General features: G+C 60.4%; 6 protein-coding genes. 5 read left to right on the forward strand and 1 reads right to left on the reverse strand.

Annotated features, from left to right (window positions below):
- Positions 1–68: 68 nt before the first annotated feature.
- Positions 69–1,337 carry an MFS transporter gene (locus M0D69_RS34285; protein WP_301786270.1) on the forward strand — a complete coding sequence of 423 codons (1,269 nt, stop codon included), beginning with the start codon at positions 69–71 and terminating at the stop codon, positions 1,335–1,337.
- A 62-nt stretch (positions 1,338–1,399) separates the two neighbouring features.
- On the opposite strand, the gene M0D69_RS34290 is transcribed toward M0D69_RS34285, so the two are convergent.
- Positions 1,400–2,518, reverse strand: coding sequence for a lactonase family protein (locus M0D69_RS34290; RefSeq protein ID WP_301786271.1), 1,119 nt, complete (start codon positions 2,516–2,518; stop codon positions 1,400–1,402).
- 188 nt (positions 2,519–2,706) lie between these two features.
- Here M0D69_RS34290 and M0D69_RS34295 point away from each other — a divergent pair, with 188 nt between their 5' ends.
- From M0D69_RS34295 to M0D69_RS34310, 4 genes are all read left to right on the forward strand, one after another.
- Positions 2,707–3,699, forward strand: coding sequence for an ABC transporter substrate-binding protein (locus M0D69_RS34295; protein WP_301786276.1), 993 nt, complete (start codon positions 2,707–2,709; stop codon positions 3,697–3,699).
- A gap of 73 nt (positions 3,700–3,772) precedes the next feature.
- Entirely contained in the window at positions 3,773–5,269 is a 1,497-nt protein-coding gene (locus M0D69_RS34300; RefSeq protein WP_301786272.1) for an ATP-binding cassette domain-containing protein, read from the forward strand.
- Positions 5,266–6,216, forward strand: coding sequence for an ABC transporter permease (locus tag M0D69_RS34305; RefSeq protein WP_301786273.1), 951 nt, complete (start codon positions 5,266–5,268; stop codon positions 6,214–6,216). The genes M0D69_RS34300 and M0D69_RS34305 overlap by 4 nt, the downstream gene beginning before the upstream one ends.
- Positions 6,213–7,160: an ABC transporter permease gene (locus M0D69_RS34310; protein ID WP_301786274.1), complete on the forward strand. Its 948-nt coding sequence runs from the start codon at positions 6,213–6,215 to the stop codon at positions 7,158–7,160. Before M0D69_RS34305 ends, M0D69_RS34310 begins: the two co-directional genes overlap by 4 nt.
- Positions 7,161–7,267: the final 107 nt, after the last annotated feature.

Genomic DNA, 7,267 nt, shown 5'->3' on the forward strand with positions numbered 1-7,267 from the left:
GGAGACGACGCCATGCCGAAACAGGATCGCCACGCCGTGTCGTACGTACCCGTTGAAGGAGACATACGATGAACGATCACGCCAGCTTGCTCAGGAAGCATTGGCATATCATCTTCGCGGCAACCGCGGGATGGGCGCTCGATGCATTCGATTTCACCATCCTGCTGTTCCTGATCCCGCATCTCGGCAAGGTGTTCAATGTCGGTTTGCCACAGATGGCGCTGGTCGTGACAGCCACCGGCTTCGCGAAGATCGCCGGAACTATCGGCTGGGGATTTGCCGCCGACCGGTACGGCCGCAAGCTTGCCTTCATGGCTGCCGTATTGTGGTTCTCCTGCGCGTCGGGACTGAGCGGCCTGGCGTGGAGTTATGCCTCGTTCATGGTGATGCGCATCCTGTTCGGAATGGGTTTCGGCGGCGAGTGGACCGCTTCTGTCTCTCTACTGATGGAAACCGTGCCGGAGAAAATCCGGCCACTCGCATCCGGCATCATGGTGGCGGGTTATGAGTTCGGCTACATGCTGGCCGCGCTCGCTTTCCACTTCCTGTTTCCGGTAATGGGTTGGCGCTGGATGTTTTTCCTCGGCATTGCGCCGGCCTTGCTGACGTTGTTCCTGCGGCGCAACGTCAAGGAGTCGGCGGACTGGAAGGAACAGCAGTTGCGCAAACAAGAAGGGCATGGCTTTAAAACCTTCGTCTTCAATCCAGCCGTCGCGCAGGCCTGGGCTTTCTCGGCAGGGTTGAACTTTATGCTGTGGGCTGTGCAGGTGTTGTATCCCACGTTCCTGCTGACCGTTCATCACCTGGATTCAGGCACTATTTTTCCTTTCATCATTGCCTACTCGATCGGCTCGGTGATTGGCAAACCTTTGTCCGGATACGCCGCCAGCAGGATCGGAGAGCGCAGTACGATTGTTATCTTCCTGACGATCGTCGTGCCCACTACAGCGCTCTATACGCTGGTATCAAATCACTTCCTGATGGGTGTGGGCGCCTTCTGCATGGGCATGTTCGCGAATGGGTTGTTCGGTATCCTGCCTTTATACCAGGCGCGTCGTTTCCCTGTGGAAGGGCGGGCGACCGGGATTGGGATCAGCTATGCGATGACCTCCATCAGTGTCATAGCTCCGTATGTAATCGCGTTGGTGACGCCGTCGATGGGACTCAAGTTTGGCATGGCCTCGTTCATTGCCGGCGGCGCGCTGATCGTCATCGCAATCAGTGTCTTCAATACCTCGCGCTGGATGCCGAAGGATCTCGCCGATGAAGCGGCGGGGGCAGCCCGTGACAGTGGCGTCGGGGAAGAAGGGTTGGCCGCAGGCAACGCTGCGCATTGATCGCCTGGAAACCAGCCATCATCAAAGGCTGGTCACGTTAGCCGCAGGCACGGATGTGAAGGTCATGCAAATCTTGCCGCCTTGACGCACATTGGCGTACCGATCGACACGGCATCAACCTGCTCCAACGGTTTGCCACTGTCCGGATCAAGGCGCAAAGACACAAGTACATCACTATCCTGATTAGACACCAGCATGAATTTTCCCGAGGGCGAAAGGGTGAAGCTGCGTGGGGTTTTGCCGCCGCTATCCTGCCTGACACCAGTGAGGATCGTGCCGTCTTTCTCATCGAGCGCATAGGTGAGAACGCTGTTGTCACCTCGGTATGTCGCATACAGGAAGCGGCCGTTTGCAGATACACACAGGTCCGCGGCGAAGCTCGGGGCTGCATCCGGAGGAAGTCCGTCGACTGACTGAAGCAGTTGCAGCGTGCCGGTCTCGCTTTCATAGGCGAGCCGGCATAGGGTGTTGCTGAGCTCGTTGATGACATACGCGATCGCGCCATCCGGATGAAACACAAGATGCCGCGGACCTGAGCCCGGCGCCATCCGCAGTGGCGCGATATCCGTTTGCGCGAGACGCCCGCTTGTGGCATCGAGCTCGTAAGTAATCAACTGATCGCCCCCCAGATCCGGCACAACCACGAAGCGATTGTCCGGGCCAGGCACGACGCAATGCGCATGGGGCACCGCTTGCCGGTCCGCCCGCGGGCCTGCGTCGTGGTGCGAAAACTCGCTGATCGCAGGCGTCAGGCTTCCGTCAGCCATGATCGAAAAGCTCGCAACGTGTCGACCCGGCACTTCACCGGGTGTTTCGTGTGAATAATTCGCGACGAACACGCATGTGCCTTGGTGATCGGTATTGCAATGTGCGGTCAGGCTGCCCCGCGTGGTCTGTCTGGCACCCACCAGAGTCAGCGAACCGCTGGCCTTGTCGATCCGGTAGGCGCTGATCAATCCCTCCCGCCAGCCGAATACCTCGCTCGTCGCATACAGCATGCCGGGCTCCGGAAGCACCGCGAGATACGTCGGGTTGGGTGTGTCGACAGTATCGGCGAGCCAGCTTAGCTTGCCAGTAGTTTCGTCGAATGCGAACACCGAGATGCCTTTGCCGTTAGCCGCCGCAAAGTGAGGCACAGCCTGGTTCAGGCAGCCCACGAAAACCAGAGTAGTAGCCGTCATCGCACTCTCCACATGGAAAATACCTACTTGTATGGTAGTAGGGCGTATTCTACCATTCACCCATCCCAATAAAAACCGGTAGCCGATCCCGGCCATACCGCACGGCGTGCCCGGCGCACGTTCAACCTCAAGTTCAGGAGACAATAGTGCAACTCAACAGGACGTTTGTATCGGGAATCGCCAGTGTGATGCTGCTGGCGGTGAGCGGCGCCGCGAGTGCGGCGGTGGCGACGGGCGACACATCGAAAGACAAGATTGCGTTGTCGAACAGTTATGCCGGCAACACCTTCCGTCAGCAGCAACTCAAAAGCTGGGCACAGACCGCGGAGGGTGCGAAGAAGGCGGGGATCATCGCAGAAGCACCTGCGTTCACCACGGCCGAAAATCAGGCGACCGAACAGGCGCAACAGATCCAGAACCTGGTTCTGCAGGGATACAAGGCGATCGTCATCAATGCTGCATCGCCGACCGCACTGAACGGTGCCGTCAAGCAGGCATGTGCTGCGGGCGTCGTCGTCGTATCGTTCGACGGAATCGTCACCGAACCGTGCGCCTACCGGATCGCTGCGGACTTTCACAAGATGGGCGCGGTGCAGGTCGACTTCCTCGCGAAAAAGCTCGGCGGCAAGGGCAACCTGCTCGAAGTGCGGGGCCTGGCCGGGGTATCCGTCGACGACGAGATTCATCAGGGCATCGTCGACGAGGTCAAGAAATATCCGGGCATGAAGATTGTCGGCTCAGTCTATGGCGCCTGGACGCAGACAGTCGCGCAGAAGGAAGTTGCAGGCATCCTGCCATCCTTGCCGCAAGTCGACGGGGTTGTCACCCAGGGCGGCGATGGGTACGGTGTCGCGCAGGCTTTCCGTGCGGCCGGCCGCAGCACTCCGACCATCATCCTCGGTAACCGTCAGGAGGAGCTGGCGTGGTGGAAATCGCAGGGTGTCGATGCGTACCAGACGATGTCGATCGCGGCCGATCCGGGCTCGTCGACGTTCGCGTTCTGGGCCGCGCAGCAGATCCTGGCGGGTAACAAACTGCCGCACGACATGTCGCTTCCGACACTGACCGTCACGCCCGCCTCGCTCTCGACGGTGTTGTCGACGACAGCGCCCGGCACCGTTGCAAGCAACGTGTTCACGCGTGAGCAGGTGGTCGGCGCGGTTGAATCGTCGAAGAAATAGCGTTGCCGCCGCCGGTGCCGTCAAACGCGCCGGCGCTCACCGGTTGAACACTCATCCTTGTATGGTTGGCCCCATGAACCATTCTGAAAGCACAGTGCTCGGTGCGCCGTGCGTCGAAGCGATACCGGAACGACTATTGTCATTACGGGGCGTGGATGTGAAGTTCGGCAACGTATGCGCTTTGCAAGGGGTCGACTTTGACTTCGTCGAAGGCGAATGTGTGGCCATTGCGGGACACAACGGTGCGGGCAAGTCGACGCTGATGTCGGTGTTGGCCGGTGCACGCCGCGCGAATGCCGGGTCGGTACAGATCGACGGTGCGAGCTTCGAGTGCGGATTCGATGCCAACCAGGCGCGCGCGCTAGGGATTCGATGCGTGTTTCAGGAACTGTCGTTGTGTCCGAATCTCACGATCGAAGAAAACATGCGGGTGGTTCATCCGCAACTGAAACACTTCGGATGGCGCAAGCGCGCTGGTGCGATTATCGAAGCACAGCTCGATGCGATTTTTCCCGGACACGGGCTTCGCGGAACAGACGTGGTCGGCGATCTGTCGCTGACCCAGCAGCAGATGGTGGAAATCGCCCGCGGTTTTGCGCGTGTCGACACGCCCGTGCGTCTCGTGATTCTGGATGAACCCACCTCGAGCCTCGACAAATACACGTCCGAACAACTGCTTGCCTACATCCGGCAGAGTGCGGCAGACGGTGTGACCTGCATCCTTATCACACACATGCTGGAGGAAATGCTGCGCAGCGCTGACCGGGTCATGGTGATGCGCGACGGCAAGGTGGTGTCGACACTTGCCGCTGCGAACCTCGACAAGGAGCAGATCATCCGGGCGATGGGCCAGTTTGTCGAAGGAGGCGTGACGCCTGTCCAGCGAGCGGCCAAGACAGACGGTGCCGCTGCAACCTTGCGGTGGAAGGTGGGTCTGGGCAAGCGCACGAGCATTGACGCGGTGCGGGGCACCATTGTTGGTTTCGCCGGACTGGCGGGACAGGGACAGACTGCGCTGCTTCACGAGATTTATGCGGAGGTGCGCAAACGCCGCTCGCAACAGGCCGTGGCGTTCGTCGCGGGAGACCGCCGTGCAGACGGTGTATTCATCGACTGGACCATTGCGCAGAATTTCGATATCCGCCGGCTATACAACCGTGACAGTCCAACCTGGATCGATAGCGGCGCGCTGCGCGATCTGTTCGACACCTGGGCCAGGAAGATCAACATTCGCGGCGCGGCGCCCACGGAAAATATCCTGTCTTTAAGCGGGGGCAACCAGCAGAAGGTGCTGTTCGCTCGCGCACTTGCGTCCGACGCGGATCTCGTGTTGATGGACGATCCCATGCGCGGTGTCGACATCGGCACCAAGCTTGAAATCTATGCGTTGCTGCAGGCCGAAGCCGCAAAGGGCCGCACCTTCATCTGGTACACGACTGAAAACGACGAGTTCGCCTACTGCGATCGAACCTACGTGTTCCGCGCTGGCAAGGTTACGCGCGTGCTGGATCGTAGCGAATATACGGAAGAAGCCTTGCTTGCAGCGAGTTTCGAGGAGGTGACATCATGATTCAAGCGGTCAGGCAGCGTGCGCGCCGACTCGATCTGCGTTCAGTTCTGCCGGTGGCGTCGCTGTTCGCGGTGCTGCTCCCGATGGTTGCTGTGCAGCCGAATACGTTCAGCTATTTCGGTGCGGTGATGTTGCTGAACCTTGGCGTGCCGATCGTGTTTGCAACGCTTGCGCAACTCGCCGTGATTACCGCCAACGAGCTCGATCTCTCGATCGGGCCATTCGTGAGTCTCGTCGCATGCATCGGCGCCACCTTGCTGGTGCGTTCGCCGTGGCTTGGCTGGGCCGCCCTCGCTGGCTGCGTCGTTCTGTATGCGCTGGTCGGTGCGCTGATCGAATACCGGCGTATATCGTCGGTGGTGGTCACGCTCGGCCTGTCATTTGTGTGGAATGGGCTCGCGGTGTTGCTGTTGCCCTCTCCGGGCGGTACGAGTCCGGGGTGGCTCTCGACGTTGATGGGCTTTCAGTCGCCGGTCATTCCCGCGCCCTTGCTCTGGACTGCCGCGATCGGGATTGGCGGCCACTTCCTGCTGATGCGCTCGTCTGTCGGCGTGGGGCTGCGCGGGGTGGGTGGCAACCCGGGCGCGATGCGGCGGTTCGGCTGGTCGGTAATTCGGTCGAAGGCCATTCTGTTCGGATGCTCGGGCTTGCTCGGCGTATGTTCCGGCCTAACCTTGCTGGGTCTCGCGACTTCAGCCGATGCCAATATCGCGCTGCGCTATACGCTGCTGTCGGTGGCCGGCGTGATCCTGGGCGGAGGCGAGTTTGTCGGTGGTCGCGTTTCTGCGCTAGGCGCCGTTCTCGGTGCGATTACGCTGACGCTGGCTTCTTCATTTCTTTCGTTTCTGCAAATCGCACCGGAATGGCAAATTGGTCTTCAGGGCATGATCCTGATCGCAGTGCTTTCGTTGCGTTTGGTATTTCGTGGCAGGGGAGCACGGCGATGAGGACCACGCTTGCGATTCGCGATACCCCGTGGCTCTGGTCGGTTGCCGGTGCGCTTTTGGTGGGCGTGGTGACCAGTGCCGGGCTTGGTTTGAGCACGGCGGCCAATATGTTTTCCGCTGCATCCGCGTTTGTGGTGTTTACGGTGCTGGTCGGGTTAGGGCAGATGCTGGTGGTCACGAGCGGCCCTGGCAATATTGATCTTTCGATTCCTGCGACCATCGCACTGTCCGGCAGTGTCGCGATGCGCGTGATGGCCACCCATGACAGTGCAATCGTGCTTGGCATTGCTACGGTCGTGGCGATGGGTATTGCCATTGGCCTGTTCAACTACCTGCTGATCCGGCTGCTGCGGATTCCTCCTATCATCGCCACGTTGTCTTCCAGCTTCGTTTTGCAGTCGATCGCCATCAGCCTCGGCCGGGGTGGGGCCGCGCCTCCGCCTGCGCTGGAGAACTTTGCGTTAAGCCGTCTCGAAGGGGTGTCGAGTCTTGCATTTGTCGCGCTGCTGATCACGATACTGACGGGGGGCGTCCTGTTCAGGCTGGTACAGGGACGCAGCCTGTCGGCAGTCGGCCAGAACGCGCGCGCAGCGAATCTCGCAGGTGTGCGGGTCGAGTGGGTCCGTTGTGCAACGTATGTCGCCTGCTCCGTTCTTGTGGCGTTGTGCGCATTGCTCCTGGCCGCATTTTCGGGTGGGGCGACGCTCGATATGGGGGCGGACTACATGCTGCTGTCGGTGGCGGTGGTGGTGATAGGCGGAACCCAGGTGTCAGGCGGCCGCGCGAGTCCGACCGGCGTGTGGGGCGCAGCCTGTTTCCTGTTTCTGATCAACGCGCTGCTGAACGCGAGCGGCACTGGCGCGGGCGTGCGCGCGATCATCTACGGGGCGTTGATCATCGGCGTGACAACAATAGCCGGTGGGGCGGCTGCTGCGCGCCGGTGAATGGGGTTGGTGGTCGGGGGGGCGCCGGGTGGTGCTGCTCAGGCCTGTGGTCATTCTATTTATCACTATTAGCCACTGTGCGTGGCGGCACTTCATTTCTTTTTCCA

Origin of the sequence: Caballeronia sp. SEWSISQ10-4 2 (assembly GCF_030464885.1) — a bacterium.
Lineage (GTDB): Bacteria > Pseudomonadota > Gammaproteobacteria > Burkholderiales > Burkholderiaceae > Caballeronia.